Here is a 25,018-nt window from a genome sequence, read left to right on the forward strand (position 1 = left end):
GGCTCAGGCGCCCAGCGCCGCCGCCTCGGCGGCGAGCTTCTCGATCCTGGCCCAGTCGCCGGTGGCCAGAGCGTCGGCCGGGGTCAGCCAGGTGCCGCCGACGCAGCCGACGTTCGGCAGCGCCAGGTAGGCGGGCGCGGTGGCGGGCTTGATCCCGCCCGTGGGGCAGAAACGCACGTCGGGCAGCGGCCCGGCCAGCGACTTCAGGTACGGCAGGCCGCCCGCGGCCTCGGCGGGGAAGAACTTCAGCTCCGTGATGCCGCGCTCGGCCAGCGCCATCACCTCGGAAGCCGTCGCCGCTCCGGGCAGGAACGGGATGCCGGTTTCCGCCAGGAAGTCGATCAGCACGGGCGTGGTGCCAGGAGAGACCAGGAACGCCGCGCCCGCGTTCACGGCGGCGTCGGCGTCCTCACGCGTCCTGATCGTTCCGGCGCCGACCACCGCGCCCTCCACCTCGTCGGAGATCGCCTGGATGGCGTCCAGCGCGACGGGCGTGCGCAGCGTCACCTCGATCACCGGAAGGCCGCCCGCGACCAGCGCCCGCGCCAGCGGCACCGCCGTCTCGACGTCCTCGATCACCACGACCGGGATCACCGGGGCGAGGTCAAGCAGGCTCATGGGACAACCTTTCTTGCGTGAGGTAGGCCGCCGCGCCCAGGAGCGCGGGTTGCGCGGCCGTGATCAGGGTGGTGGCGATGGGCGCCAGGTACGCGGTGGGACCGGCCTCGAACCGGGCGCGGAACGCGCTGGCCCGCACCCGCTCCACGATACGCGGCAGCACGCCGCCGCCCAGGTAGACGCCGCCACGGGCGCCCAGGGTGAGCGCCACGTTCCCGGCGAAGCTGCCCAGCATGCCGCAGAAGACCTCGACGGTCTCGGCGCAGAGCGAGTCGTCCAGCCGGGCAACGATGTCGGCGGCGGACAGCTCGGGGACGGTGACGCCGTTGACGACCGCCAGGGCGCGGTGCAGGCGCGGCAGGCCGCTGCCCGACAGCAGGTCCTCGGCCTCCACCCGCTCCATGCCCTGGGCGAACAGCACCCGGATGATCTCGGCCTCGCGGGTGTCGGTCACCGGGACGGTCACGTGGCCGCCCTCGCACGGCACCGGCACCCAGGCGCCGTCGGCGGGCACCAGGCCCGCCACGCCCAGGCCGGTGCCGGGACCGAGCACCGCCTTGACGCCGTGGCCCGGCGCGGGGCCGCCCAGGGGCGCCAGGTCGGCGGCCTGCAGATGCGGCAGGGACAGGGCGAGGGCCTCGAAGTCGTTGAGCAGGCCCGCGTACGGCACGGCCAGGTCGCGGATGGAGCCGCTCCAGTGGGCGTTGGTCAGGGCGTAGTCGTGGCCGGTCACGGGACCGGCGACCGCCACCGCGGCGGCCCGCACGGTGACGCCCTTGCCGTCCAGGTAGGCGGCCATGGCGTCGTCGAGCGTCGCGTGGTCGGCCACGGCCAGGACCTCGACCTGCTCCAGCCGGGCGCCCGGCCCGTCGACGAGGGCGAAGCGCGCGTTGGTGCCGCCGATGTCGGCCACGAGCCACGTCATCGGGCGGTCTCCGCGTGGGAGGCGCCCGCCGGGGCGGCGAAGCCGAGGCCGGGGCCGTGGTCGTCGTTCTCCTGGCCGCTCACCGTGAACACCGAGCCGCCGCGCTCGGCCGGGCCCGCCATGCGGCGGAAGGCGGCGAACAGCTCGCGGCCCGTGCCCGTCCACTGGGCGTCGCTGAGCGCGCGGCCGTCGGGCTCGCGGCCCGACAGGTCGGCGAGCACCTCCAGCGTGCCCGCGGCCGAGTCGAGCCGGATGACGTCGCCGTCGCGCACCAGGGCGATGGGACCGCCGTCGGCCGCCTCGGGCGACAGGTGGATGGCGGCGGGCACCTTGCCCGAGGCGCCCGACATGCGGCCGTCGGTGACGATGGCGACCCGCTGGCCGCGGTCCAGCAGGACCGCCATGGGCGGGGTGAGCTTGTGCAGCTCGGGCATGCCGTTGGCCGAGGGCCCCTGGTAGCGGATGACCGCCACGAAGTCCTGGCCTTCGAGCTCGCCGCGCTCGAAGGCGGCCAGCAGGTCGAGCTGGTCGTCGAAGACCTTGGCGGGCGCCTCGATCACCAGGTGCTCGGGCTTGACCGCCGAGACCTTGCTGACCGCGCAGCCGAGGTTGCCGTCGACCATGTGGATGCCGCCGTCGGCGCTGAACGGCTCGATGACCGGGCGCAGCACCTCCAGGTCGGCGCTCTGGGTGGGCACCTCCTCCCAGACCAGCTCCTGCTCCTTCAGAACCGGGGCCGAGCGGTAGTGGTCGAGCCCGTGACCGGCCACGGTGAGCACGTCGCCGTGGAGCAGGCCGTTGTCGAGCAGGTCGCCGATGAGCACCTGCATGCCGCCCGCGTCGCGGAAGTGGTTCACGTCCGCCTGGCCGTTGGGGTACATCTTGGTCAGCGACGGCACGATCTTCGACAGCTGCGCCAGGTCGTCCCAGGTGAGCACGATGCCGGCGGCGGCGGCGATGGCCACCAGGTGCAGGGTGTGGTTGGTGGAGCCGCCGGTGGCCAGCAGCGCCACGCAGGCGTTGACGATGGCCTTCTCGTCGACGACCCGGCCGACGGGGGCGTACTCCTCGCCGTGGGCGGTGATGCGCACCGCGCGCTCGCCCGCGGCCTCGGTCAGGGCGTGGCGCAGCTCGGTGTGCGGGTTGACGAAGGTGGCGCCGGGCAGGTGCAGGCCCATGACCTCGATCATCACCTGGTTGGAGTTGGCGGTGCCGTAGAAGGTGCAGGTGCCGGGCGAGTGGTACGACTTCGACTCGGCGTCGAGCAGCTCCTCGCGCCCGACCTTGCCCTCGGCGAACAGCTGGCGGGTGCGGGCCTTGACCTTGTTGGGCAGGCCGGAGGTCATCGGACCCGCCGGGACGAAGATCGCCGGCAGGTGGCCGAAGTGCAGCGCGCCGATGAGCAGGCCGGGCACGATCTTGTCGCAGACGCCGAGCAGGAGCGAGGAGTCGAACATGTCGTGCGACAGGGCGATGGCGGTGGCCATGGCGATGACGTCGCGGCTGTAGAGCGACAGCTCCATGCCGGGACGGCCCTGGGTGATGCCGTCGCACATGGCGGGCACGCCGCCGGCGACCTGGGCGACGCCGCCCGCCCTGCGCACGGCGGCCTTGAGCTCGGGCGGGTAGGTCTCGTACGGCTGGTGGGCGCTGAGCATGTCGTTGTAGCTGGTGACGATGGCCACGCCGGGCTTGGCGGTGGCGCTCAGGGCCAGCTTGTCCTCGGTGGGCATGGCGGCGAAGCCGTGCGCGAGGTTGGCGCAGCCCAGGTGGGCGCGGGCCGGGCCCTTGGCACGCGCACGCTCGGCCTCGGCCTCGATGCGCCGCAGGTAGACGCCCCGGCTGGAGGCGCTGCGCTCGACGATACGGCCGGTGACGTCCTGGATGATCTGGTTCACGGGGTCTCCTCCTCGTGCCAGGCGCGACCGCTGCGGCCGAGCAGTTCGTGGGCTCCGGCGGGACCGGTGGTTCCGCCGGGGTAGGGCTCGGGAAGCTCGGAGGACGACTCCCAGGCTTCGAGGATCGGGTCGATCCAGCGCCAGGCGGCCTCGACCTCGTCGCGGCGCATGAACAGGGTGGGGTTGCCGGCCAGTACGTCGGACAGCAGCCGCTCGTAGGCCTCGGGGACGCGGGCGGTGAAGGTCTGGCCGAAGCTCAGCTTGAGCGGCACGGGCTTGAGCGTGACCTCGCCCGCGCCCGGCTCCTTGGCCATGATGTGCAGCTCGATGCCCTCCTCCGGCTGGAGGCGGATGACGAGCCTGTTGGGGGAGCCGCCGGGGAAGATGGCGTGCGGCACGTCCTTGAACTGGATGACGATCTCGCTGCGCCGGTACGGCATGCGCTTGCCGGTGCGCAGGTAGAACGGGACGCCGGACCAGCGCCAGTTCTTCACCTCGGCCCGGATGGCGGTGAAGGTCTCGACCCGCTTGGACAGCTCGGTGGGCGGCGTCGACGACGGCTCGTCCAGGTAGCCGTCGTACTGCCCGCGCACGGTGAAGCGGCTCACCTCGTCGCCCACGATGGGCCGCAGCGCCTGCAGCACCTTGACCTTCTCGTCGCGGATGGCCTCGCGGTCGTTGCGCGCGGGCGGCTCCATGGCGGTCAGGGTGAGCAGCTGGAGCAGGTGGTTCTGGACCATGTCGCGCAGCGCGCCCGCGTGGTCGTAGTAGCCGCGGCGTCCCGGCGTGCCGACGCTCTCGGCGGCGGTGATCTGCACGTGGTCGATCCAGAGGGAGTTCCAGATCGGCTCCAGGAAGGCGTTGGCGAAGCGCAGGACCAGGAGGTTCTGCACCGTCTCCTTGCCCAGGTAGTGGTCGATGCGGAAGATCTGCTCCTCCGCGAAGTAGCGGCCCACCTCGGCGTTGATCAGCTGGGAGCTGGCCAGGTCGCGTCCGAGCGGCTTCTCCAGCACCACGCGCGACTGCGGGGTGATCAGCCCGGCGCCGTGCAGGTCGCGGCAGAACGGCCCGAACGTCATGGGCGGGCTGGCCAGATAGAAGACGCGGTCACGCTGCTCGTGCCCGGCCAGCAGCCGGGTCAGGGCCGCCCAGCCGCTGGTGTCGTCACCCCCGACGTCGACCGACACGTGGTGCAACCGGCCCAGGAAACGCTGCCACGCCTCGGACTCGTCCGGCACGCTCTGCCGTACCTCGGAGTCCACCTTGCCGCGGAAGTCGGCGTCGTCCAGACCGCCACGGGACATGGCGATGATCCGGGTCTGGGGAGCCAGGCGGCCCTCCAGGTCGGAGTGGAACAACGCGGGCAGCAGCTTGCGCATCGACAGGTCGCCGGTACCGCCGAAGACGACCAGATCAGCTTCATGGGCAAGGGGGGACACGAGAAGCCTCCAAGTGAACGGACTTACCGGACATTAGCCAGACTTGGGTCTCTCTGCAACCTCACTTTTGCATTTTGAGATACATAAGTCATGTTCTTTCATTACTTAGGTATCTGTGGTTCACTAAACGGTGATGTCTCGACACGCCACCACCGGTGAGGTCCTCGCCCTGATCCGTTCGGGGGAGGCCGTCACGCGGGCGGACATCGGCAGGGTCACCGGGCTGTCCCGGCCCGCCGTGTCGCTCCGCGTCGGAGAGCTGCTCGAACGCGGCCTCGTCGTCGAACGCACCGACGCGCCCTCCACCGGCGGCCGTCCGCCCGTGCGGCTGGAGTTCAACGCCGCGGGAGGCGTCGTCCTGGTCGCCGCCCTGGGCGCGAGCCGCACCCGGGTGGCCGTCTGCGACCTGGCCGGCAACGAGCTGGCCGGCCGCCGCTTCCACATCGACGTCGAGCAGGGCCCCGACGTGGTGCTGCCGCTGCTCATGGACACCTGGGAAGAGCTGCTCGGCGACCGGCCGCGCTCGGCCGTACGCGGCGTGGGCATGGGCGTACCCGCGACCGTCGAGTTCGCCGAAGGGCGCACCGAGAGTGCCCGCGTCATGGCCTCCTGGACCGGCGTGGTCATCCCGCCGCTCATCCGCCAGCGCTTCGACGTGCCGGTCCTGGTCGACAACGACGTGAACGTGCTGGCCGTCGGCGAGCACCGCGGCGCCTACCGCGAGGAGACCGGCGACCTGCTGTTCGTCAAGATCTCCACCCGCATCGGCGCGGGCATCGTCGCCGCCGGCTCGATCCTGCGCGGCGCGCTCGGCGCGGCGGGCGAGATCGGCCACATCCCGGTGCGCGACGGCGGCGGCGTGTTGTGCCGCTGCGGCAACATCGACTGCGTCGACTCCGTCGCCTCCGGCACGGCCCTGCTGCGCGAGCTGCGCGCCGCGGGCAAGGACGTCAAGACCATCGACGACGTCACCGCCCTGGTACGCGCCGGAGACGCCGAGACGATGGCGATGGTGCGCGAGGCGGGACGCCGCATCGGCGAGGTGCTCGCCGGGGCGGTCAACATCCTCAACCCCTCCGTGGTCGTGCTCGGCGGCGACGTCGCCGAGGCCTTCGGCCCGCTGGTCTCCAGCATCCGCGAGGTCGTCTACCGCCGCTCCACCGCGCTGGCCACCCGCCGCCTGCGCATCGAGCCCAGCCGCCTGGGGGCCGCCGCCGGCATCAGCGGCTGCGCCGTGATGGTGCTCGACCACGTGCTGTCGGCCCGGGCCGTCGACGACTCCCTGTGATCTCGCGAGTTGGCCGAACCCCGCACCCGGATGTGACAGGAGTGCCAAACTGGGCAGGTGACCGAGATGCGATCGGCGCGCCGTACCACCACCGTCTGGCCCTGGTGGCTGCCCGGGGTGAGTCCCACACTCGCCTCGCTTTCGCATTTCCTGTCACTGGAGCCGGGCGCCTCGCGTGAGAGCGTGAACACCGCGACTCTCGAGGCAGCGCTCGACCTGACCGGCGCCGACCTGGGCAACATCCAGTTCCACGACCCCCGGGCCGGCGGCCTGCGCATCGGCGCGCAGTTCGGCTTCGGCACCGCCTTCCTGCGCCACTTCGAGGTCGTGGCCGGCGACGAGGCGTCCGTCTGCGGCCAGGCCCTGCTGAAGGGCGCGCCGATGCTGGTGCGCGACATCCTGCGCGACCCGCTGATCGCCGGCGGCTCCTCCCTCGGCGTGCTGCTCGACGCGGATGTGCGCGGCGTCTACTCCACGCCGCTGCTCGACCGGTGGGGAACGCTCCAGGGCATGCTGTCGGTGCACCGCCGCGAGCCGGTCGCCGACCCGGTCGCCGACCACGAGCTGCTGTGGCCCCTGGCCCAACGGGCCGCCTGGCTGCTGCACCACGCGTCATGATGGCGTGATGGAAATCTGGATCAACCCCGCCTGCTCCAAGTGCCGCTCCGCGCTCGACCTGCTCGACTCGGCAGGGGCCGACTACACGGTCAGGCACTACCTGCAGGACCCGCCGACGGCCGACGAACTGCGTGCCGTCCTGGCCAGGTTGTCGCTGGAGCCATGGGACATCACCCGGCTCGGCGAGCCGGTGGCGGCCGGGCTCGGCATGCGGGCGTGGGAGCACGACAGGGAACGCTGGCTGGCCGCCCTGGCCGCCCACCCCGAGCTGATCCAGCGCCCCATCATCACCCTCGACGACGGCGGCGCCGTCGTCGCCCGTTCGCCGGAGGCGGTGGAGCGCGCCCTGGGCGCCTCGGCCCCGGAGCCGACCTCGTAGACCTCTCGCAGACCTGCGGCGTGCCCGTGTCGCCGGCCCAGGGGCCGGCCGTCCCCAGGACGGCTCAGGTCTCACCCGCCGGGCAGGGTCCTGCCGTCGGCGTCGAGGTAGTCGCGCCACGAGCGCTTCGGCGTCCAGCCGAGCAGCCGGTGCGCCTTGGAGCAGTCGATGCCCGAGCTGTCGGTGCGGGTCAGCGGGCGCAGCTCGATGGCCTGGCCGTAGTGCGCCCGCAGCACGGCCGCGAAGTCGTGGCCGCCGGCGTTGTCGGGCGAGGCGATGTAGAAGACCTCGTGGCCGGGCAGCCGCGACTCGCAGGCCAGCACGATGGCGTCGGCCAGATCGTAGACGTCGATGTAGCTCCACAGGCCGGCGCCGATCACCGAGTGGTCGCGCACCTGCGGTCCGAGGTTGCGCTCGTAGTTGCCCTCGTGCTGCACCCAGCTCGGCCGCAGCGAGATGCAGCGGATGTCGCTGCGGCGCACGGCGGCGTCCATCAGCTGCTCGCCGAAGAGCTTCGACAACGCGTACGGGTCCTGCGGGAAGGTGGGGTGGTCCTCGTCGACCGGGGCGTAGACGGGCAGGCAGGGCCGCTCGGGGAAGAAGAAGCCGGGCACCGTCTCGCTGGAGATGTTGACGAACCGGGTGACGCCCTGCCGCACCGCGCCTTCGAGCACGTTGAAGGTCGCCATGAGGTTGTTGCCGAACACCACGTGCGGGGGGTTGGCCAGCGGGTCGGGGATGGCGGCGGCGTGCACGACGGCGTCGGCGTCCCTGACGACGAAGGCGGCGGCGGCCGCGTCGGTGAGGTCGGCCTGCAGGTAGCGCGCCTCCTCCGGCAGTTCGCGTTCGTGGACGGCGGGCCCCAGATCGGTGGCGGTGACCTGGTGACCGGCCCGCTGCAGGGCCTGTACGGCGGCGCGGCCGACCTTGCCGCGCGCCCCGGTGACGGTGACCTTCATCCCTTCGTGGCTCCCAGCGTCAGTCCAGCCACGAACTGCTTGTGCAGCAGCTGGAAGATGATCAGGGTGGGCAGTGCGACCAGGATGGAACCGGCCGCGAGCAGGTTGTAGTCGGTGAAGAACTGGCCGCGCAGGTTGTTCAGCGCGCTGGTCACCGGCAGCTTGTCGCCCGACGACATCAGCACCAGGGCCCACAGGAAGTCGTTGTACATCCACGTGAACTGCAGCGTCGACAGCGCCGCGATCACCGGACGGCACAGGGGGAGCGTCAGCTGCCAGTAGCGTCGCCACACCGAGGCGCCGTCGACCAGGGCGGCCTCGTTGATCTCCTCGGGGATGGTGGCCATGAAGTTGGCCATGACGAAAGTGCAGAAGCCGAACTGGAAGGCGACGTGGATGAGGATCAGGCCGAGGTAGGAGTCGTAGAGGGAGTGCGACGACGACAACCACTCCGGCAGCTCGATCCAGGTGTACATGGTGTACAGCGGCGTGATGAGCACCTGGGGCGGCAGCAGGTTGCCCGCGGTGAAGACGATCAGCAGCGTCTTGCGCCCGGGGATGCGCAGCCGGGCGATCGTGAAGGCGGCGAACGAGGCGAGCAGCAGCGTGAGGATCACGCCGGGGATGACGATGATCAGCGTGTTGAGGTAGTACTTCGGCAGCTCGGCCTGGGTCCACGCCTGCGTGTAGTAGTCGAGCGTCAGCGATTCGGGCAGCGAGAGGTAGCCCAGGCGGGCGGTCTCGTCGTAGGGGCGCAGCGAGGCGTAGACGGCCAGCAGCAGCGGCGCCGACCAGCCCAGGGCGGCCAGCGACAGGAAGGTGTAGAGCAGCCAGCGCAGCGGGTGCTTCCTCTTCCGCGAGGTCACCGCGGCTCCCTGAAGAGCTGGGTCAGATAGGTCACGATGAAGCCGAGGGAGATCACCAGGAGCACGGTGGCGATGGCCGAGCCGAAACCGATGCGGCTGGCCTCGCCGACGATGTTCTCGGTCACCAGCACCGACAGCAGCTCCAGGCCGTTGCGGCCCTTGTTGATGGCGTAGACGATGTCGAAGGCGCGCAGGGCCTCGATCACGGTGATGACCAGGACGATCACGTTGATCGGGCGCAGCGTCGGGAAGACGACGCGGAAGAAGGCCTGCGCCTCGTTCGCGCCGTCGATGGCGGCGGCCTCCTTCAGTGACGGATCGACCGCCTTCAGCCCCGCCAGATAGATGATCATCACGTAGCCGATGTGCCGCCAGGCCGCGGCGACCATGACGACCCAGATGTTGAGCGAGGGGTCGCCGAGCCAGTCCGTCGTCAGGCCGGTGACGGCGTTGAGCACGCCGTAGTCGGAGGAGTAGACGAGCTGGGCGATGAAGCCGACCACCGCGAGCGACAACACGACGGGCGTGTACAGGGCGCTCTGGTAGACGCGCGAGAAGCGCAGCCTGCGGTCCAGGAGCACGGCGAACAGCAGCCCGAGCGGGGTGGCGACCAGGCCGAGGAAGGCGAGCCAGAGCAGGTTGTTGGTGACGGCCGACCAGAACGGCGGGTACTCGGCGGCCAGGTCGTGGTAGTTCTCCGCGCCCACGACGTTGATCGCCGAGATGCCGTCCCAGTCAGTGGTCGACAACCCCACGGAGGCCAGGGTGGGTCCCCAGATGAGGAACAGGTCGGCCGCGATCGCCAGCCCGAGACCGACGAAGATCAATAACCTGTCTCTGATCGTCATGACGTGAAGATGTTGACCTTCTGCTTCTCGATGTCCTTCAGCAGGCCGTCGATGTCGTTGGGCTTGCCGACGAAGCGCTGCAGCGAGGGGATCATCACGGTGGAGGCGAAGTCGGGCCGGGTGTCGCGGTCGAGGAACTGCGCGATGTGCTTGGCCTGCGAGACCAGCTCCGCGCCGCGCTTCTGCAGGTCGCTGTAGCCGCTGGTGTCGGCCTTCGAGCTGGCCGCCAGCGTGCCGGGGTCGAGCTTGGTGGCGATGTTCTGCGAGGAGGCCTGCCCCAGGTGCTTCAGCAGCTGCTTGGCGCCCTCCACGTTCTTGGCCTTCGACGAGATCATGTAGCCGTCGATCGGCGCGTCGATGGAGTCGGTGCCGAACTGCGGGTTGACCTCGGGGAAGGTGAAGAAGTCGATGTCGCCCCTGTCGGCCTCGGGGAACTGCTGCGCCACGAACATGCCCAGCAGGTACATGCCGGTCTTCTTCTGCGCCAGCGACTGCCCGGCCTCCTGCCACGTACGGCCCAGCGCGGCCGGCTGGTGGTAGTCCATGAGCCCGCGCCAGGTGTCGAAGACCTGCTTGACCTTGGGGTCGGTCCACGCCTCCTGGCCGGCCATCAGGTTGATGTGGAAGTCGTAGCCGTTGATGCGCATGTTGAGGATGTCGAAGGTGCCCATCGCGGGCCAGCCGTCCTTGTCGGCGAAGGCGATGGGGACCAGGCCGTCGGCCTTCATCTTCTTCGCCAGCGCGACGAGGTCGTCCAGGGTGGCGGGCGGGGTGTAGCCCTTCTCCTGCCAGAGCGACTTGCGGTAGAAGACGGCCCACGGATAGTAGGTGAACGGCACGAAGTACTGCTTGCCGTCCGCGCCCGTCGAGGCGGCCTTGAAGGCGTCGGTGTAGTCGCCGCCGATCTCCGTCCAGACATCGGATATGTCGGTGGCCAGGCCCTGGGCGGCGAAGAACTGCATGCGGTACCCGGCGAACCAGGTGAACACGTCGTCGGGGGTGCCGCGCAGGTAGCGGTTGATGTTCTCTTGGAACGTGTTGTGATCGACCGTGTTGATTTTGACGTCGTGCGAGGTGAAGGCCTTGGTCACCTCGTCGAGTGACTTCTTGGGGATCTCGTCCGAGGCGTTGGAGCCGATCGTCACCACCCCGCGTCCGGCCGCTGCGGTGCTGGTGGGAGCGGTGGTGCGGGTGGCGGGGTTGGAACAGCCGGCGAGGATGGCGGGGACTCCGAAAGCGGCGGCGCCCAACAGGAGATCGCGGCGTGTCACATGTGGGGACATGGGGTTTCCTCGATGCGTTCGCCCAGGTTTCATCACACTCAAATGCCGCAAAGGTCGGATGTCAACGCCTATTCACACCCACAGTGTTGATTTATGGTGATGTCGTGCTGGCACCGCAACGGCAGGCCGCGATCCTCAAACTGATCAGGAGCCGTCGTGCCGTACGCGTCGCAGACCTCGTCAAGGAGTTCGGCGTCTCGGACATGACCGTCCGGCGCGACCTGGAGACCCTCGCCGAGCGCGGCCTCATCGCCAAGGTCCACGGTGGCGCGACCGTCCTCGGCCTCGACGGCGCCGTCGAACCCGGCTTCGCCGCCAAGTCGGTGCGCGAGCGCGCCGAGAAGGAGGCGATCGCCGCGCGCGCCGCTTCCCTGGTCGAGCCGGGCATCGCCATCGCCCTGTCGGCCGGCACGACCACCGCCGTGCTCGCCCGCCACCTGGCCGACGTGGCGGGCCTGACCGTCGTGACCAACTCGCTGCCCGTCGCCGAGGTGCTGCACCGCGACGGGCGCTCCGACCAGACCGTCATCCTGACCGGCGGCGTGCGCACCCCCTCCGACGCCCTGGTCGGGCCCGTCGCCGTCGCCGCCCTCGGCACCCTTCACGTCGACCTGCTCTTCCTCGGCGTGCACGGGATGGCGGAACGCACCGGCTTCACCACGCCCAACCTGCTGGAGGCCGACACCGACCGGGCGCTGGTGCGCTGCGCCCGGCGGCTGGTCGTGGTGGCCGACCACACCAAGTGGCAGACCGTGGGAATCTCGACGATCGCCGAGCTGGAGGAGGCCGACGTGCTCATCACCGACACCGGGCTGACGGCCCACGCCTGCGAGGTGCTCGGCTCCCGGGTGGGGGAGCTGCTCATCGCCGGCTGAGCCGTCGCTCCCGGCCGGGCTCAGGTCAGCAGCCGCTCACCGATCCATCCTCCCTCCCCGCAGCCCGGCGGCAGGTAGAACACGGCAGAACCGACCGGGGTGGTCCACTCGTTGAGCAGGTCCACCTCCGCCAGCCGCCGCTGCACCGCCGTGAACTGCGTCTCCACGTCCGCCTGGTAGGCGGCGAACAGCAGCCCGATGTCGTCGGGCCCGTCGTCGTAGTTGTAGGCGCGGCGCAACATCCGCAGCCCGGGATCGGCGACGTGGGCGCGCCGGATGTGCGCCTCGTCGGCGATCACCGGGAAGCCGAGCTCGGTGAGCCTGCCGTAGTCGGGTTCGTCGTGCTCGTGCGTGCCGGTCAGCGGGGCGCCGGTGTCGAGGCGGCGGCCGACGGTGAACTCCTTGGCCGCGGAGTCGGCCGCGTCCCAGCGGTCCAGGTGCATGCGGATGCGCCTCAGGACCAGCATCGTGCCGCCTCTCAGCGGCCCGTCGCCGATCCACACCGCCCGGTCGAAGCCGGGGGTGCCCGGCTGCGGGTTGACGGTGCCGTCGAGCTGGCCCATCAGGTTGCGCTGGGTCAGGCCGGGACGCTGGGTGGCCTGGCGGAAGCCCTTCTGCACCCAGGCGAGCTTGGCGAACGACCGCGTGTCCTTGACGATCATTCGCTGGGCGTGCGCCAGCGTCACCGGGTCGTCGCAGCACAGTTGCACCAGCAGGTCCCCGCCGCTCCAGCGCTCCTGGAGCCGGTCGATCGTGAACCGGGGGAGCGGGCGGAGCCGGGGCAGGGCGGCGGCCCGCATCGCCCCCGGGCCCAGGCCGAAGGTGACCGTGAGGTTGCCGGGGAGCTCGGCCAGCCCCGGCTCGGTGTCGGCGAGCGCCGGGCGGCCCTGGGTGAGACGCCTGGCGTCGTCGGTCAGCAGCTTGAGCAGCCGGGCGAGGCCTTCACGGGTGGTGGAGGGCATCAGGGTGAAGGCCAGGAAGGCGGCGTGGGCCTGGGGCGGGGTGGCGACCCCGGCCTGATGGTCGCCGTGGAAGGGCACCACCTGGCCGGCGGGGATGGTCGCGAGTGGCTCACCGGCAGTCGTGCGTGGCTCACCGGCGGTCGTGCGTGGCTCACCGGCGGTTGCGAGTGGCTCACCGGCGGTTCCGAGTGGCTCACCGGCCTGGGGAGTCGCGGCGCGGTCCGTGAGCGTGACGGCGACCGCCCCGCCCGCGGCGACCCCGCCCGCCGCCACGGCGCCCCCGATCAGCAACCGCCGCCTGCTGACGGCACCGCGAACGCCGGGCCGTTCGCGGGGCTCAGCCGCCATGGCCGGGCTGGTACGTCTCGTTGGCTCCGGCGAAGTCCTTGCCCACGGCCGTGAACTCCATCGTCCCGCCGCCCGCGAGCGCCAGGCTGAAGCTCACCTCCGCCCCCGGCAGCACCGGCTCCTTCAACCCCATCAGCATGATGTGGTTGCCGCCCGGCTTCAGCTCCAGCGTGCCGCCGGCCGGCACGACGAAGCCGCCGTCCTTGGCGCGCATGACGCTCTTCCCGCCGTCCTCGACGGTCTCGTGCAGCTCGACCATGGGCGAGACGGGCGTGGAGGCGGACAACACGGTGATGTCCTGGCCCGAGGTGTTGGTGAGCGTGCCGAAAGCGGCGCTCATCCCCTTCGCGGCCGTCTTGACCCAGGGGTCGGTGATGCTCAGCGCCGGCCCGGACGGGCGCGGCGAACTCGAGGCGCCGGGCGCGGCGGCGGGAGCCGAGGCGGTACCGCAGGCGGCCAGGGACAACGCGGCGGCGGCCGCGATCAGGGCATGACGAAACTGCATGACGAATCTCCTGAAAAAGGGCATGGCGCACGAACGCCAGACGACGTGGACCGGGTTTCAGGAGAAACGGGGAGGAGCGCGCCCGCTGACCGCGTGACGCAGCAGCGCCGGGCGCGGCAGCAGCGGCTCGGCGTGGGGCGCCGCGTGGAACGGCACCTCGAGCGGCACGGGAAGCACCAGGCCCAGCCGTACGGCCAGCCTGCGCAGCAACGCCCACAGCGCGGCCTCGCCCCTGGCCAGCCACAGCGCCGTCAGCGCGACCGCCCAGCCGTGCATGACCAGCATGCCCAGCCCGGGCACCAGCCCGGAATGCCCGTGCGCACCCGCCGCCGCCGCGTCGTGGGAGAGCGAGAACAGCAGGTGGACGGCGGCCTGCTGCGCCGCCAGGGCGGCCATCGTGAACCCGGCCCCGCGCTCGCGCCCGGCGGCCGGAACGGACGTCGCCAGGCTCAGCGCCATGGCGGCCAGGAGGGTGGTGGGGGCGACCGTGCCACCGGCGAAGCGGTGGGCCAGCACTCCCAGCACCGTGCTCACCGCGGCGAACGCGAAGGCGCGCGCCAGGCGGAACGGGAGGGAGGGACGGTCGGTCATCGCGCAGCATCCTCCCACGCCGTGCTCGCCCTCACGAATTCACCCTCGCCCGGTGACACCGCCTCCCGTGCGGCGAGGTCATCTGCTGGGGCGGCCCTTGGGGCGGTTCGGGTCGTGGCCCGGCGGCGTCTTGCCCGTGTCGGTGGTCTCCGTCTCCTCCGGCTCCGGCCCGGCCGGGTCCGCCGTGGTGGGGTCCGGGCGCGGCGCGCTGGTGGGCTCGGCCGGGCCGTCGGTGTCCTTGACGGGCGACGGGCGCACGAGGGAGGGCGACGGCCGGGCGGTGGGCCGCTTGGACGTCGCCGGGCTCGCGCTGGGTGACGCCGGTCTCCGTGTGCGTGTGGCACTCGGGGTGACCGTACGGCTGGGCCGTACGGTCGGGGTGCCTCCGCCAGGAACCGCGTCGGTCGACACCTCGGGCATCAGGGAGTTGGCGTCTCCCCCCGGCCCGCCCACGATCTCGAGCGTCGACGGGCGCAGCGCTCCGGCCACCAGCACGCTCACACAGGCCAGCACGAGCGCCGAGACCAGCACCACGACAGGGGTCAGCCCGGTGCGGCGATGGCCGCGGTGGCGGGCGGCAGGCGCCGGTTCGGCGGGAAGAGGGGACTGGCTCACGTCGAACAGATCGTAGTGACTCCAACCCGCCCATAAGACTCTTGTGACCGCTGAGGCGCCGCGACCGATACGACATCGTGATTGACTGGCGGGGGAGCCGGGCCGAGAAATGTCCTTATGAGGCGCTTATCTCTCGTCGCATCCTTATCCCTGTTATGCGGCCTGCTCGTAGCGGTGCCCGCGACGGCCGAGCCCCCACCGGCCGCCTCGGGACCCAGGGTCTACGTCGCCGATCTCACCCCCGACCAGCTCGGCGTGCTCCAGCAGGAGGCCGTCGACCGAGAGGACTTCACGACCACCCAGGCCGAGGGCGGCAAGGTCCGCCTGACGATCGTCCTCAACCCCCTCATCGCGGCCAAATTCCGCGCCCAGGGCATCGACCTGCAGGAGAAGACCGCTCCGCAGGCGCGGGCCAGGGCCGCCGCGGCCACGGTCTTCCGCCCCTACAGCGGCCCCGGCAACATCCGTGAGGAGATCCTCAAGGCGGCCAAGGACTACCCGCTGATCGCCAAGGCGGTCGACATCGGTACCACCGTCCAGGGCAAGCCGATCACCGCGCTGCGCGTCACCCTCGGCGCCAGGGTCCTGCCCGACCGGGTCAAGCCGGCCGTGGTCTACCAGGCCACCCAGCACGCGCGCGAGTGGATCACTCCGGAGATGGTCCGCCGCCTCATGCACCACTACCTGACCGGTTACGGCAAGAACCGCGAGCTGACGAACATCGTCAACACCGTGGATCTGTGGTTCCTGCCGGTCGTCAACGTCGACGGCTACGACTACACCTTCGCTTCCGAGGACACCCGCCTGTGGCGCAAGAACCTGCGCGACAACGACGGCGACGGCGTCGTGGAGACGGGCGAGGGCGTCGACCTGAACCGTAACTTCCCGCACAAGTGGGGCTACGACAACGAGGGCTCCTCGCCCGTCCCGGCGAGCGAGACCTACCGGGGTACGGCTCCCGCGAGCGAGCCGGAGACCCAGGCGCAGCTGAAGTTCATGGAACGCGTCAAGCCCAAGTTCGTGATCAACTGGCACTCGGCCGCCGAGCTGCTGCTGCACGGCACCGGCTGGCAGTTCTTCACCCCGACCCCCGACGACCTGATCCACGACGCGATCCTGGGCGACGCGGCCAAGCCCGCCGTGCCCGGGTACGTGCCCGAGATCGGCGCGCAGCTCTACACCACCAACGGCGAGACCGACTCCCACTTCGACAACGTCTTCAAGGCGCTGACGCACACGCCGGAGATGGCCACCTGCGCGACCGTCTCCAACCGCTACCCGGACGACCCGTGGCTCGCCGAGGACTGCGCGAGCGGCTTCAACTTCCCCGACGACGAGAAGCTGATCGCCGAAGAGGTCGCCAATAACGTCCCGTACGCCGTCGCCGTCGCCAAGTCCGCCTACACGCCGGACCGGCCGGTCTCGGTCGTCGGCAGGACCGTGCCCGACATCGACCCCGACGAGTTCACCACCGCCTACAGCGGCGACCAGCAGGTCGCGGCGCTGATGCGCAGGAGCCTGCCGGTCAAGCTGCTCCACTACAAGATCAACAACGGGCGCACCAGGTCCGTCCCGGTGACCGAGTGGAAGGGCGGCGAGCGCTACGGCGACGAGTTCGACCACTACTTCGCGGAGTACCGCGGCACGATCAAGGGCCAGAAGCCGGGCGACAAGGTCCAGGTCTGGTTCACCGCCGCCACCGCCAAGAGCCCCAGTTTCACCTACACCGTGCGCGACCAGGCCGGGGCGCAGATCCTGGTGATCGCCGACGAGGACTACAAGGGCGTCAACCCGACCTACCCGGCGACGGTGACCAGTCCCAAGTACGCTCAGCTTTACGTCGACGCCCTGCAGAGCGCCGGATACAAGGCCAGGGTGTGGGACATCGACGCCGACGGCGTGCCGCACCACCTGGGCGCCCTGGCCCACTTCAAGGGCGTGATCTGGTACCTGGGCGACAACCGGCTCACCCAGGACGCGGCCGACGAGACGATCACCGTGTTCGGCGCGCCACGCCAGAACGCGCAGGTCGCCGACCGGGCCCTGCACCTGACGCTGGCCGTACGCGACTATCTCAACGAGGGCGGCAAGCTGCTGCACGCGGGTGAGACCTCGGCCTACTTCGGCTCCGTCATGACGACCGGCATCTACTACGGACTCAAGGGCTTCCCCGACCGGCCGTGCGTGGTGACGGTCAGCACCCGCGACGACTGCGAGACCCTGTCGAACGACTTCATGCAGTACTGGCTGGGCGTCTCCGGGCGCACCGCCACGAACCTGCCCACCGGGGTCGACGGCACAGGACCGCCGCTGACGGGCACCGGAGCGGCGTTCGCGACCGGCGGCGACAACCCGCTCAACGAGGCGGGCAACTTCACCGTCACCAGTTCGCTGCTCAACGAGCGCGACTTCCCGCTGTTCAAGAGCGAGCCGCTGGCGATCTTCCGGGGTCTGACCGGGCCGTTCGCTCCCGTCGAGGGCAAGTGGTACGCCGCGGCACGGCACGTCAACTACACCTACAGCCGCCTGGTGCGCACGATCGACCTGACCTCGGTCACGGCCGCGCAGATCCCCAGACTGCAGGCGCAGTTCTCCTACAACCTGGAGGCCAACTTCGACCACCTGCTGGTGGAGGCCCGTACGGCAGGCGGCTCCGACTGGGTGACGCTGCCCGACGTCAACGGCAACACCACGACGCAGATCCCCGAGGAATGCGAGGCCGGCTACTACATCGCCGCCCACCCGCAACTGCTCAACTACCTCAACCCGGGCACGCCGTGCACGGCCAAGAGCTGGAACGCCTTCACCGGCAACTCCGCCGGCTGGAAGCCGGTCGCCTTCGACCTGTCCGCCTACGCGGGCAGGACGGTGGAGATCTCCATCAGCTACGTGGCCGACCCCGGCACCGGATTCCAGGGCGCCTTCGTGGACGACACCAAGGTGACGACCACCGCGGGCACCGTGGACGCCGAGGGCTTCGAGACGGGCCTCGGCCCGTGGACGATCCCCGGCCCGCCCACCGGCAGCGCCAACGTCGGCTCGGACTTCGCCCGCGCCACCTCGCTCGGTGCTCCGGCCGTCGCCGCCGCTGACTCGGTGGTGCTCGGCTTCGGCATCGAGCAACTGTCCACGCCCGCCGAACGCAACGACTTCATCAAGCGCATCGTCGACCACCTGCTGGCCGATCCGGCCTAGCTAGCAGGTGCAGAGCAACCCGCGCAGGGCGGTTTCGAGGCATCGGCCGCTCTGCGCGGGCCTGTCCCAGGCCACGCGGACCAGCGTGGCGTCCACGCGCACCGTGGCGCCGTGCCGGTCCAGCTCCCACAACCACACCTGCCCGGCCGGGCGTCCCAGCAGGCGGGCCATGCCCAGCGACAGCTGCGTGCGGTGCGAGCCGTTGATGTGCGCGATCACGCGCTCGGCGGTCTCGGCCAGCGGGTCGGGGGTGGCGTCCAAGTACTCGTCGGCGTCGAGGATGCCGGAGTCGTCGCCGGTCAGGTAGACCACCTGGCCCACGTCCAGGCGCAGCAGCCGGGGCGCGTCCGGCGCGCCGTACCGCTCGATCGCCTCGAACAACCCCTCGTCGGCGCACTGCGCCGCCACGGCCACCGCGGCGTCCCGCGCCTCGTTCTCGGGTACGGCCTGCACCCAGCCCTGCACCTCCAGCGTGCCGCGCGGGTGGGCCGTCTCGCCCAGCATCCTGGTGGCGCACAGGGTGAGGGCCACCACGCTGTCCTCCCGCATGCGGTGCAACGTCTCGCCCGGCCGCACGAGGAACACCGGGCGTCCGCGGCCGTCGACAGCACCGGAGACCGGGTACGGCACGTCGTCGACGGTCACCTTGGTGGCGCTGGCGGTGTGGGCCAGGGTGCGAATGCGCTCGGCGAGGGGCGGCATGACATCCTCTACAAATATAGGTTAGGCTTACCTCAGTAAGGTCTACCTAACCACATTGAGGTGAACGTGCGCTACACCGGTCCGAAGGTGCGACTGTCCCGCCGGGCGGGCGTCCCCCTGACGCGGAAGGCCGTCCGCTACTTCGAGGCGCGCCCCTACCCGCCGGGTGAGCACGGCCGCAAGACCAACCGCCGCAGCACCGGCGACTACGGCCTGCGGCTGATGGAGAAGCAGAAGCTGCGCTGGTACTACGACGTCTCCGAGCGCCAGCTGCGCCGCTACTGGGACCTGGCCGTGCGCCGCGAGGGCTCCTCCGGCGCCGAACTGGTCAGCATCCTGGAGAGCCGCCTGGCGTCCCTGGTGCTGCGCGCCGGCCTGGCCCCGTCGATCTACGCCGCGCGACAGTACGTCACCCACGGCCACATCCAGGTCGACGGCAGGAAGGTCGACATCCCCAGCTACCTGGTCAAGCCCGGCCAGGTCATCAGCGTGCGGCCCAAGTCGCGCACGATGCAGCCGTTCGTCGCCGCAGCCGAAGGCATCTACGCCGACGACCGCATCGCCGCCTACCTCAGCGTCGACCACGCCAACCTGACCTTCACGCTCTACAGCAAGCCGATCCGCGAGCAGATCGTGGTCCCGGTCGACGAGCAGATGGTGGTCGAGTTCTACTCTCGATGACGTGAGTCAAGCGGGGGAACGGCACGCCAGCTGGCTGGAGCTCTTCTTCGACCTGGTCGTGGTGGTGGCGGTCGCGCAACTGGCGCACCGCCTGCACCACCCGGACTGGGCCGGAGCGGGCCTGTTCCTCATCCTGTTCTACGCGGTGTGGAGCGTGTGGGTCTCCTACACGCTGTACACCAACGTCCTGGGCGACAAGGCCAGGACACGCAGCCTGCTCGTCGGCATGTTCCTCATCGCCATCATGGCGGCCGCCGTCCCCGAGGTCGGGAACGACGAGGCGCGCGACTACTGGTTCATCGCCTGCTACATCGCCTGCCGCTACCTCGCGGCGGGCAACTTCCAGCGCTCGGGCACCTTCGTCGCCGCCTGGCCCTCGGCCCAGCTCGGCCTGGGCATGGCGCCCTGGATCGCCTCCCTCTGGTTCGACGCGCCCGACCGCTACTGGCTGTGGGCCCTGGGCGCGGCCTTCGACATCTACTTCAGCGTCCAGCGCGCCCGCCACCCCCAGCAGACGCGGGCCGCGCTCGACCACCGCACCGACGAGATCCGCCGGCGGGAACTGAAGGCCCTGCAACGCGGCAGGCGCAAGCCGCGCCACGTCGAACCGGCCAGACTCGCCGACCTCGACGCCGCCCACCTGGGGGAACGGCTCGGCCTGTTCGTCATCATCGTGCTGGGCGAGGCGGTGATGCAGGTGGTCATCGCCGCCTCCGAGGTCGACTGGTCCACGCCGCTGATGTTGCTGGCGCTGAGCGGGTTCGGGCTGGTGGTGTGCCTGTGGTGGCTGACGCTCCAGTACGGCCTGAGCGCGGTGCCCGACGCCAGCGAGCGCGGGCTCGAACCGTACGTCGCGCTGCCCGCGCACTTCGTGATGACCGGCGCGATCGCCGCCCTCGCGGCCGGGCTCGGCCTGCTTCCCGAGCACCCCGGCGACCCCCTGGAGGCGGGCGTGCGCTGGGCCCTGTGCGGCGCCCTGGCGGTCTACTTCCTCGCCTCCGCCGTCGTCGGCCTGTTCAACGGGGCCGACCGGCGCTGGATCTGGCTCTGGGCGCTGCCGACCGCCGTGCTGCCGCTGCTGGTGGGCCTGCTCGGCGCGCCGCTGCCCGCCTGGGCCACGGTGGCCTGCCTGCTGGCCGCGGCCCTGTGGCGCGTGGCCTACCGACCCTCGGGCGGCTCCACCATGCCGTCTCCTGGCGGCACCGGCTCGTCTCCCGGCGGCGCTACCGGCCCGCGTTCCGACGGCGCCCTCGGCCCGTCCGCTGACGGCGCTACCGGCTCGTCTCCTGAAGTTGCCTGAGCTCCTGGCGCAGCGCGGCCAGCTCGGCCAGGATGCGGTCCGTCGCGGCCTCGGTGCTCTCCTCGAACTCGGCCAGCTCCGAGCGGGTCTCCGCCTCATGCGCGCTGACCACCACGGCCATGAAGAGATTGAGGATCACGAAGCTGCACAGCAGGATGAAGACGACGAAGAAGATCCACGCCGAGGGGTAGACGCTCATCACCTCGCGGGCGATGTCGGGCCAGGCCTCGCCCGTCATGGTCTGGAACAGGGTGAACAAGCTCGTCTGCAGCGAGCCGAAGTAGTCGGGGGCCGTCGCGCCGTACAGCTTGGTCGCCATCACCGCGGCGATGTAGAGCACCAGGCCCAGCAGCAGCACGATCGAGCTCATCCCCGGCATCGCGCGCAGCAGCGCCGCCACCACGCGGCGCAGGCTCGGCACCACCGACAACAGGCGCAGCGCGCGCAGGATGCGCAGCGAGCGCAGCACCGACAGGCCGCCCGTCGTGGGGAGCAGGGCGATCGCGATGATCACGCTGTCGAAGACGTTCCAGGGGTCCTTCAGGAAGTCGCGCCGGTAGACGAGGACCTTGGCGAGGAGTTCGGCGACGAAGATGTAGAGCGCCACGTGGTCGATCACGTGTAACGCGGTGCCGTACTCCCTCAGGATGTCGGGGAAGGTCTCCAGGCCCAGCGTGGCGGCGTTGATCAGGATCACCGCGATGATGAAACGTTGGAAACCCTTGCTCTCCAGGAGATCTCGCACCCGATGATCTTAGGGGGAGAGATCTTCGGGGGAGGGAGCTTCCCAGGGAGAGGCCTCGGGGGCTCGGGGGCTCAGGCACGTTCGGGCCCTTCCGGGCCTTCCGGGCCTTCTCGGCCTTCCGGTTCTTATCGGCCTTCCGGGCCGCTCGTGCTCCCCCCGCCCTCTCGTGCCCCCTCTTGGCCTGCGGGCCTTCTGGGCCCCCCAGCCCTCCGGCGCTCCCGGGCCTTGGCCTCAGGGGGACAGGCGGAACACCCGGAGGTCGCGCCCGGATCTGGCGGTGTAGTGGTCGAAGACCGGCCACAGCTTCAGGAGCCTCGGCCAGGCCTCCGCGCGGGCCTCGCCGGTGAGCAGGGTGGCGGTGACCGGGATGTCCTTGCCCCTGAAATGTACGAGCGCCCGCGGGTGGGCCAGCAGGTTGCCGCTCCAGGCGGGATGCGACTCGCGGCCGAAGTTGCTGCCGACCACCAGGAAGCCGCCGTCGTCCTCGGGCAGGCAGGCGAGCGGGGTGCTGCGCGGCTGGCCGCTCTTGCGCCCCGTCGTCGTCAGGAGCATCGTGGGAATCATCAGGTCACTGGTCAGGCCTTTTCCGCGGGTCAGCCAGTGCACGGCCCTGTCCATTCGGGGGATGATCTTGGGGCCGACCCGGGGGAACCAGTCGGTCATGGTCATCCGCTGGAGGAGGCGCTTCAGCACGCTCGGAGCGTAGCAAGCGCTTGGTTAAAAGTCACCATCAGGTCAATGCAAGCGATCTGCAAGTGGGGTCGTGATATAAACCCAGCGTCACATTAAGGAAGGTAAACCCCGATGTCATACCCGCCTCCGCAGTACGGCAGTGGCCCGCAGTACGGCGGTCCGCTCACGCACCCCCAGGGCACGACGATTCTCGTGCTCGGCATCCTGAGCCTCGTGGTCTGTGGTCTTCTTGGCCCGTTCGCGTGGAACATGGGCAACAAGGCGCTGCGTGAGATCGACTCCAGCGGTCAGATCTACGAGAACCGCGGCATGGTCCAGGCCGGCAAGATCTGCGGCATGATCGCCACCATTCTCTGGGGCGTCATGATCGTGTTCTACGTGATCTTCTTTGTCATCTTCGGCGCGATGATGGCCACCAGCGGCTACTAGACGCACCAATCACCGAGGCCGCCTTCGCCGGCGGCTGTCGGGCGCCAAAGTCACCGGGCCGCCTTCGCCGGCGTCCATCAGGTGCCGAAGTCACCGAGGCCGCCTTCGAGGAGATCGAAGGCGGCCTTCGCCTGTTCGCGCAACCATGGCCTGACCTCCTCCCAGCTCTGTCCCGACATCAGCCGCAGCCACATGCCGCGCGTCAGCAGGACGGCGGTCTCCAGGATCTGTCCCGCCACCAGGCGCGGGCGCAGGTCGTCCTCGTCGGCGCCGGTCTGCGCGGCCAGGACGCGCGCCAGCCTGTCGGCCCTGCGCAGCTCGATCTCGCGCAGCCGTGACTGCAACGACGGGCTGCGCGCCATGATGCGGCCGAACTCCGCCGCGCCGTCGTTCATGCCGTAACGCCAGTCGCGCGTCTCGATCGCCGCCAGGAAGTCGCGGCGGAACGCGGCCACCACGCTCTCGCCCTCTCCGCGCGACAGCGCCACCCTCGCCGGCACGTCCTCCACCTCCTCCTGCCGATCCAGGAACAGGTCCTCCTTCGTGCCGAAGTAGTTGAAGACCGTGTTCACCGACACGTCGGCGGCCTTGGCGATCTCGGCGATCGTCACCTCCTCGAAGCCGCGCGCCATGAACAGCCCGGTCGCCACATCCGAGATGCGTTCCCTGGTCTCCCGCTTCTTGCGCTCGCGCAGTCCCTCTTCCATGTGGACAGGATACAACTTTGCAGTGACTCTAATTTTGTGGTTACTCTAACTTTTATGATTCACGCTCAAGACCTGACGATGACCTTCAAGGGCGGCGTCGAAGCGGTGCGCGGCATCTCGCTCGACGTCGCCCCCGGCGAGATCGTCGGATTCCTCGGCCCCAACGGCGCCGGCAAGTCCACCACGATGCGCATGCTCGCCACCCTGCTCCGCCCCACCTCGGGCACCGCCACCGTGGCCGGCCACGACCTGCTCTCCGACCCCTCCGGCGTACGGCGCGGCATCGGCTACGTCGGCCAGGGCACCTCCGTCGCCCCCTTCACCCCCATCGGCGAGGAACTCGTGCTGCAGGCCCAGCTCGCCGCCCGCCTCGGCCTCGACGAGGCTCGCGCACGAGTGCGCGAGCTGATGGCGCTGCTCGACCTCGAAGGCCTCGAACACCGCATCGGAGCCTCCCTCTCCGGCGGCCAGCAACGCCGCGTCGACCTGGCCTTCGGCCTGCTGCACAAACCCTCGCTGCTGATCCTCGACGAACCCTCCACCGGCCTCGACCCGGCCAGCCGCGCCGCCCTGTGGGAGCACGTGAAGGGCCTGGGCATCACCGTGCTGCTCTCGACGCACTACCTGGAGGAGGCCGACGCGCTGTGCGACCGGCTCTACCTGATCGACAAGGGCGTCGTCACCGCCTCCGGCACACCCGCCGAGCTCAAGGCCGGCCGTACCCTCGACGAGTTCTACCTGGAGGCCACCCGATGATCCGCGACACCGGCGTGCTGCTGCGCCACTACCTGCGCCAGGTGTTCAAGCAGAAGTACGGCCTCGTCATCACCGCCGCCCAGCCCCTGTTCTTCCTGGTTTTGTTCGGGCCGCTGTTCACCCGCATCGGCTCGTGGGAGGTGCTGGTGCCGGGGCTCATCATCCAGCTCGGGCTCATGAGCGCGGGGATGGCGGGATTCGGCATCGTCGTCGACAAACGGTTCGGCGTCCTCGACCGGCTGCGCGCCACCCGCACCAGCCGGCTTGCGCTGCTGCTGGGCCGCGTGCTCAGCAACGCGGCGGTGCTGCTCGTCCAGGCGACGGCGCTCATCGCGGTCGGCTACGCGCTCGGACTGCGGGCACCGGTCGTGGGGGTGCTGCTCGGGCTGGCGATGGTGATCGTGCTGGGGATCAGCCTGGCGTCGTTGTCGTACGCGGCGGCGTTGTCGGTGCCGAAGAGCCTGTTCCCCTCGCTGGCCTCCACGGTGGTGGTGCCGTTGATGCTGCTGTCGGGGGCTTTCCTGCCCATGTCGATGGCGCCTGACTGGCTGTACGCGTTGTCGCGGGCCAATCCGTTCACGTACTCGGTGGACGCGATGCGGGAGCTGTTCGCCGGGCACTTCCTGACGCCCACGGTCGCGGTCGGCGTGGCGGTGACCGCGGCGTTCACCGCGGTCAGCCTTCTCGTCGGCACCCGCATCTTCGGGCGCGCCAACGCCTGACGGGGATGCGGCTGCTCGTCGCCGCCACGGCCGCTGCCCCGGCCCTCCGCCATGGCCGCCACCCTGGAGGC

At 70.4% G+C, this 25,018-nt stretch carries 26 protein-coding genes; 10 read left to right on the forward strand and 16 right to left on the reverse strand.

The annotated features are described in order from the left end of the window. Window positions 1-3: 3 nt before the first annotated feature. The 4 genes from eda to zwf are packed head-to-tail and all read right to left on the reverse strand — an operon-like array spanning window position 4 to window position 4,880. Window positions 4-618, reverse strand: a complete 615-nt coding sequence (gene eda / locus HNR30_RS09775) for a bifunctional 4-hydroxy-2-oxoglutarate aldolase/2-dehydro-3-deoxy-phosphogluconate aldolase (RefSeq protein ID WP_181609434.1) — start codon at window positions 616-618, stop codon at window positions 4-6. After that, window positions 605-1,543, reverse strand: a complete 939-nt coding sequence (locus tag HNR30_RS09780) for a glucokinase (protein ID WP_181609435.1) — start codon at window positions 1,541-1,543, stop codon at window positions 605-607. Before HNR30_RS09780 ends, eda begins: the two co-directional genes overlap by 14 nt. Continuing rightward, the gene (gene edd, locus HNR30_RS09785; protein ID WP_181609436.1) at window positions 1,540-3,441 is read right to left on the reverse strand and encodes a phosphogluconate dehydratase; all 1,902 of its coding nucleotides are present in this window, start codon (window positions 3,439-3,441) and stop codon (window positions 1,540-1,542) included. The genes HNR30_RS09780 and edd overlap by 4 nt, the downstream gene beginning before the upstream one ends. Further along, window positions 3,438-4,880 (reverse strand): glucose-6-phosphate dehydrogenase, encoded by a 1,443-nt coding sequence (gene zwf / locus HNR30_RS09790; RefSeq protein ID WP_181609437.1) that lies wholly within the window; start codon window positions 4,878-4,880, stop codon window positions 3,438-3,440. The genes edd and zwf overlap by 4 nt, the downstream gene beginning before the upstream one ends. Window positions 4,881-5,013: 133 nt before the next feature. Between zwf and HNR30_RS09795 the strand changes: the two genes are divergently transcribed. The 3 genes from HNR30_RS09795 to HNR30_RS09805 all read left to right on the forward strand — a co-directional run bounded on the left by HNR30_RS09795 (window position 5,014) and on the right by HNR30_RS09805 (window position 7,165). Continuing rightward, a complete protein-coding gene (locus HNR30_RS09795; protein ID WP_181609438.1) occupies window positions 5,014-6,168 on the forward strand; it encodes an ROK family transcriptional regulator in 1,155 nt (384 codons plus the stop codon). 66 nt (window positions 6,169-6,234) lie between these two features. Next, window positions 6,235-6,786 carry a GAF domain-containing protein gene (locus HNR30_RS09800; protein WP_246378274.1) on the forward strand — a complete coding sequence of 184 codons (552 nt, stop codon included), beginning with the start codon at window positions 6,235-6,237 and terminating at the stop codon, window positions 6,784-6,786. A gap of 7 nt (window positions 6,787-6,793) precedes the next feature. Further along, window positions 6,794-7,165: an arsenate reductase family protein gene (locus tag HNR30_RS09805; protein ID WP_181609440.1), complete on the forward strand. Its 372-nt coding sequence runs from the start codon at window positions 6,794-6,796 to the stop codon at window positions 7,163-7,165. 71 nt (window positions 7,166-7,236) lie between these two features. Here the strand turns inward: HNR30_RS09805 and HNR30_RS09810 are convergent, their stop codons facing one another. From HNR30_RS09810 to HNR30_RS09825, 4 genes are read right to left on the reverse strand one after another with little or no spacing between them, the layout of a single operon-like run. After that, window positions 7,237-8,124 (reverse strand): NAD-dependent epimerase/dehydratase family protein, encoded by an 888-nt coding sequence (locus HNR30_RS09810; protein WP_181609441.1) that lies wholly within the window; start codon window positions 8,122-8,124, stop codon window positions 7,237-7,239. Then, window positions 8,121-8,990, reverse strand: a complete 870-nt coding sequence (locus tag HNR30_RS09815; protein WP_181609442.1) for a carbohydrate ABC transporter permease — start codon at window positions 8,988-8,990, stop codon at window positions 8,121-8,123. The genes HNR30_RS09810 and HNR30_RS09815 overlap by 4 nt, the downstream gene beginning before the upstream one ends. Continuing rightward, complete coding sequence (locus tag HNR30_RS09820) at window positions 8,987-9,838, reverse strand: carbohydrate ABC transporter permease (protein ID WP_181609443.1); 852 nt, start codon at window positions 9,836-9,838, stop codon at window positions 8,987-8,989. Before HNR30_RS09820 ends, HNR30_RS09815 begins: the two co-directional genes overlap by 4 nt. Then, window positions 9,835-11,121, reverse strand: a complete 1,287-nt coding sequence (locus tag HNR30_RS09825; protein ID WP_181609444.1) for an ABC transporter substrate-binding protein — start codon at window positions 11,119-11,121, stop codon at window positions 9,835-9,837. Before HNR30_RS09825 ends, HNR30_RS09820 begins: the two co-directional genes overlap by 4 nt. Before the next feature lie 104 nt (window positions 11,122-11,225). Here HNR30_RS09825 and HNR30_RS09830 point away from each other — a divergent pair, with 104 nt between their 5' ends. Next, on the forward strand, window positions 11,226-11,996 hold the full coding sequence (locus HNR30_RS09830; RefSeq protein ID WP_181609445.1) for a DeoR/GlpR family DNA-binding transcription regulator: 771 nt from the start codon (window positions 11,226-11,228) through the stop codon (window positions 11,994-11,996). Window positions 11,997-12,016: 20 nt separating this feature from the next. Here the strand turns inward: HNR30_RS09830 and HNR30_RS09835 are convergent, their stop codons facing one another. The 4 genes from HNR30_RS09835 to HNR30_RS09850 all read right to left on the reverse strand — a co-directional run bounded on the left by HNR30_RS09835 (window position 12,017) and on the right by HNR30_RS09850 (window position 15,017). Further along, entirely contained in the window at window positions 12,017-13,306 is a 1,290-nt protein-coding gene (locus HNR30_RS09835) for a Dyp-type peroxidase (RefSeq protein WP_181609446.1), read from the reverse strand. Beyond that, window positions 13,296-13,811, reverse strand: a complete 516-nt coding sequence (locus HNR30_RS09840; protein ID WP_181609447.1) for a copper chaperone PCu(A)C — start codon at window positions 13,809-13,811, stop codon at window positions 13,296-13,298. Before HNR30_RS09840 ends, HNR30_RS09835 begins: the two co-directional genes overlap by 11 nt. A 57-nt stretch (window positions 13,812-13,868) precedes the next feature. Continuing rightward, window positions 13,869-14,402: an MFS transporter gene (locus HNR30_RS09845; RefSeq protein ID WP_181609448.1), complete on the reverse strand. Its 534-nt coding sequence runs from the start codon at window positions 14,400-14,402 to the stop codon at window positions 13,869-13,871. Window positions 14,403-14,480: 78 nt separating this feature from the next. Beyond that, window positions 14,481-15,017 carry a hypothetical protein gene (locus HNR30_RS09850; RefSeq protein WP_181609449.1) on the reverse strand — a complete coding sequence of 179 codons (537 nt, stop codon included), beginning with the start codon at window positions 15,015-15,017 and terminating at the stop codon, window positions 14,481-14,483. Window positions 15,018-15,191: 174 nt separating this feature from the next. On the opposite strand from HNR30_RS09850, the gene HNR30_RS09855 reads away from it, so the two are divergent. After that, a complete protein-coding gene (locus tag HNR30_RS09855) occupies window positions 15,192-18,212 on the forward strand; it encodes a M14 family metallopeptidase (protein ID WP_220133390.1) in 3,021 nt (1,006 codons plus the stop codon). Here the strand turns inward: HNR30_RS09855 and HNR30_RS09860 are convergent, their stop codons facing one another. Further along, complete coding sequence (locus HNR30_RS09860; protein WP_181609451.1) at window positions 18,213-18,914, reverse strand: DUF2470 domain-containing protein; 702 nt, start codon at window positions 18,912-18,914, stop codon at window positions 18,213-18,215. It lies immediately after the preceding gene. Between the two features lie 66 nt (window positions 18,915-18,980). Between HNR30_RS09860 and rpsD the strand changes: the two genes are divergently transcribed. Beyond that, the gene (gene rpsD / locus HNR30_RS09865) at window positions 18,981-19,595 is read left to right on the forward strand and encodes a 30S ribosomal protein S4 (RefSeq protein ID WP_181609995.1); all 615 of its coding nucleotides are present in this window, start codon (window positions 18,981-18,983) and stop codon (window positions 19,593-19,595) included. Window position 19,596: 1 nt separating this feature from the next. Further along, entirely contained in the window at window positions 19,597-20,895 is a 1,299-nt protein-coding gene (locus HNR30_RS09870; RefSeq protein ID WP_181609452.1) for a low temperature requirement protein A, read from the forward strand. Here the strand turns inward: HNR30_RS09870 and HNR30_RS09875 are convergent. Continuing rightward, on the reverse strand, window positions 20,867-21,640 hold the full coding sequence (locus tag HNR30_RS09875) for an ion transporter (protein ID WP_181609453.1): 774 nt from the start codon (window positions 21,638-21,640) through the stop codon (window positions 20,867-20,869). The two genes, HNR30_RS09870 and HNR30_RS09875, sit on opposite strands and share 29 nt — an antisense overlap. Window positions 21,641-21,871: 231 nt before the next feature. After that, the gene (locus HNR30_RS09880) at window positions 21,872-22,333 is read right to left on the reverse strand and encodes a nitroreductase family deazaflavin-dependent oxidoreductase (protein ID WP_312894311.1); all 462 of its coding nucleotides are present in this window, start codon (window positions 22,331-22,333) and stop codon (window positions 21,872-21,874) included. Between the two features lie 111 nt (window positions 22,334-22,444). Between HNR30_RS09880 and HNR30_RS09885 the strand changes: the two genes are divergently transcribed. After that, window positions 22,445-22,762: a DUF4190 domain-containing protein gene (locus HNR30_RS09885; protein ID WP_181609454.1), complete on the forward strand. Its 318-nt coding sequence runs from the start codon at window positions 22,445-22,447 to the stop codon at window positions 22,760-22,762. Window positions 22,763-22,839: 77 nt separating this feature from the next. On the opposite strand, the gene HNR30_RS09890 is transcribed toward HNR30_RS09885, so the two are convergent. Next, on the reverse strand, window positions 22,840-23,469 hold the full coding sequence (locus HNR30_RS09890; RefSeq protein ID WP_181609455.1) for a TetR/AcrR family transcriptional regulator: 630 nt from the start codon (window positions 23,467-23,469) through the stop codon (window positions 22,840-22,842). A gap of 54 nt (window positions 23,470-23,523) precedes the next feature. Between HNR30_RS09890 and HNR30_RS09895 the strand changes: the two genes are divergently transcribed. Both HNR30_RS09895 and HNR30_RS09900 read left to right on the forward strand, forming a co-directional pair. Beyond that, the gene (locus HNR30_RS09895) at window positions 23,524-24,225 is read left to right on the forward strand and encodes an ABC transporter ATP-binding protein (protein WP_181609456.1); all 702 of its coding nucleotides are present in this window, start codon (window positions 23,524-23,526) and stop codon (window positions 24,223-24,225) included. Beyond that, complete coding sequence (locus tag HNR30_RS09900) at window positions 24,222-24,947, forward strand: ABC transporter permease (protein ID WP_181609457.1); 726 nt, start codon at window positions 24,222-24,224, stop codon at window positions 24,945-24,947. The genes HNR30_RS09895 and HNR30_RS09900 overlap by 4 nt, the downstream gene beginning before the upstream one ends. Window positions 24,948-25,018 lie beyond the last annotated feature (71 nt).

It is taken from the genome of Nonomuraea soli, from assembly GCF_013761175.1.
GTDB classification, from domain to species: Bacteria; Actinomycetota; Actinomycetes; order Streptosporangiales; family Streptosporangiaceae; genus Nonomuraea; species Nonomuraea soli.

Coding starts and splice junctions, on each gene's coding strand:
- HNR30_RS09895 (WP_181609456.1), top strand. CDS start 23,524: ATGATTCACGCTCAAGACCTGACGATGACCTTCAAGGGCGGCGTCGAA.
- HNR30_RS09890 (WP_181609455.1), bottom strand. CDS start 23,469: ATGGAAGAGGGACTGCGCGAGCGCAAGAAGCGGGAGACCAGGGAACGC.
- HNR30_RS09845 (WP_181609448.1), bottom strand. CDS start 14,402: ATGACCGACCGTCCCTCCCTCCCGTTCCGCCTGGCGCGCGCCTTCGCG.
- HNR30_RS09835 (WP_181609446.1), bottom strand. CDS start 13,306: ATGGCGGCTGAGCCCCGCGAACGGCCCGGCGTTCGCGGTGCCGTCAGC.
- HNR30_RS09820 (WP_181609443.1), bottom strand. CDS start 9,838: ATGACGATCAGAGACAGGTTATTGATCTTCGTCGGTCTCGGGCTGGCG.
- HNR30_RS09900 (WP_181609457.1), top strand. CDS start 24,222: ATGATCCGCGACACCGGCGTGCTGCTGCGCCACTACCTGCGCCAGGTG.
- HNR30_RS09780 (WP_181609435.1), bottom strand. CDS start 1,543: ATGACGTGGCTCGTGGCCGACATCGGCGGCACCAACGCGCGCTTCGCC.
- eda (WP_181609434.1), bottom strand. CDS start 618: ATGAGCCTGCTTGACCTCGCCCCGGTGATCCCGGTCGTGGTGATCGAG.
- HNR30_RS09805 (WP_181609440.1), top strand. CDS start 6,794: ATGGAAATCTGGATCAACCCCGCCTGCTCCAAGTGCCGCTCCGCGCTC.
- HNR30_RS09800 (WP_246378274.1), top strand. CDS start 6,235: ATGCGATCGGCGCGCCGTACCACCACCGTCTGGCCCTGGTGGCTGCCC.
- HNR30_RS09810 (WP_181609441.1), bottom strand. CDS start 8,124: ATGAAGGTCACCGTCACCGGGGCGCGCGGCAAGGTCGGCCGCGCCGCC.
- HNR30_RS09860 (WP_181609451.1), bottom strand. CDS start 18,914: ATGCCGCCCCTCGCCGAGCGCATTCGCACCCTGGCCCACACCGCCAGC.
- HNR30_RS09825 (WP_181609444.1), bottom strand. CDS start 11,121: ATGTCCCCACATGTGACACGCCGCGATCTCCTGTTGGGCGCCGCCGCT.
- HNR30_RS09795 (WP_181609438.1), top strand. CDS start 5,014: ATGTCTCGACACGCCACCACCGGTGAGGTCCTCGCCCTGATCCGTTCG.
- HNR30_RS09885 (WP_181609454.1), top strand. CDS start 22,445: ATGTCATACCCGCCTCCGCAGTACGGCAGTGGCCCGCAGTACGGCGGT.
- HNR30_RS09840 (WP_181609447.1), bottom strand. CDS start 13,811: ATGCAGTTTCGTCATGCCCTGATCGCGGCCGCCGCCGCGTTGTCCCTG.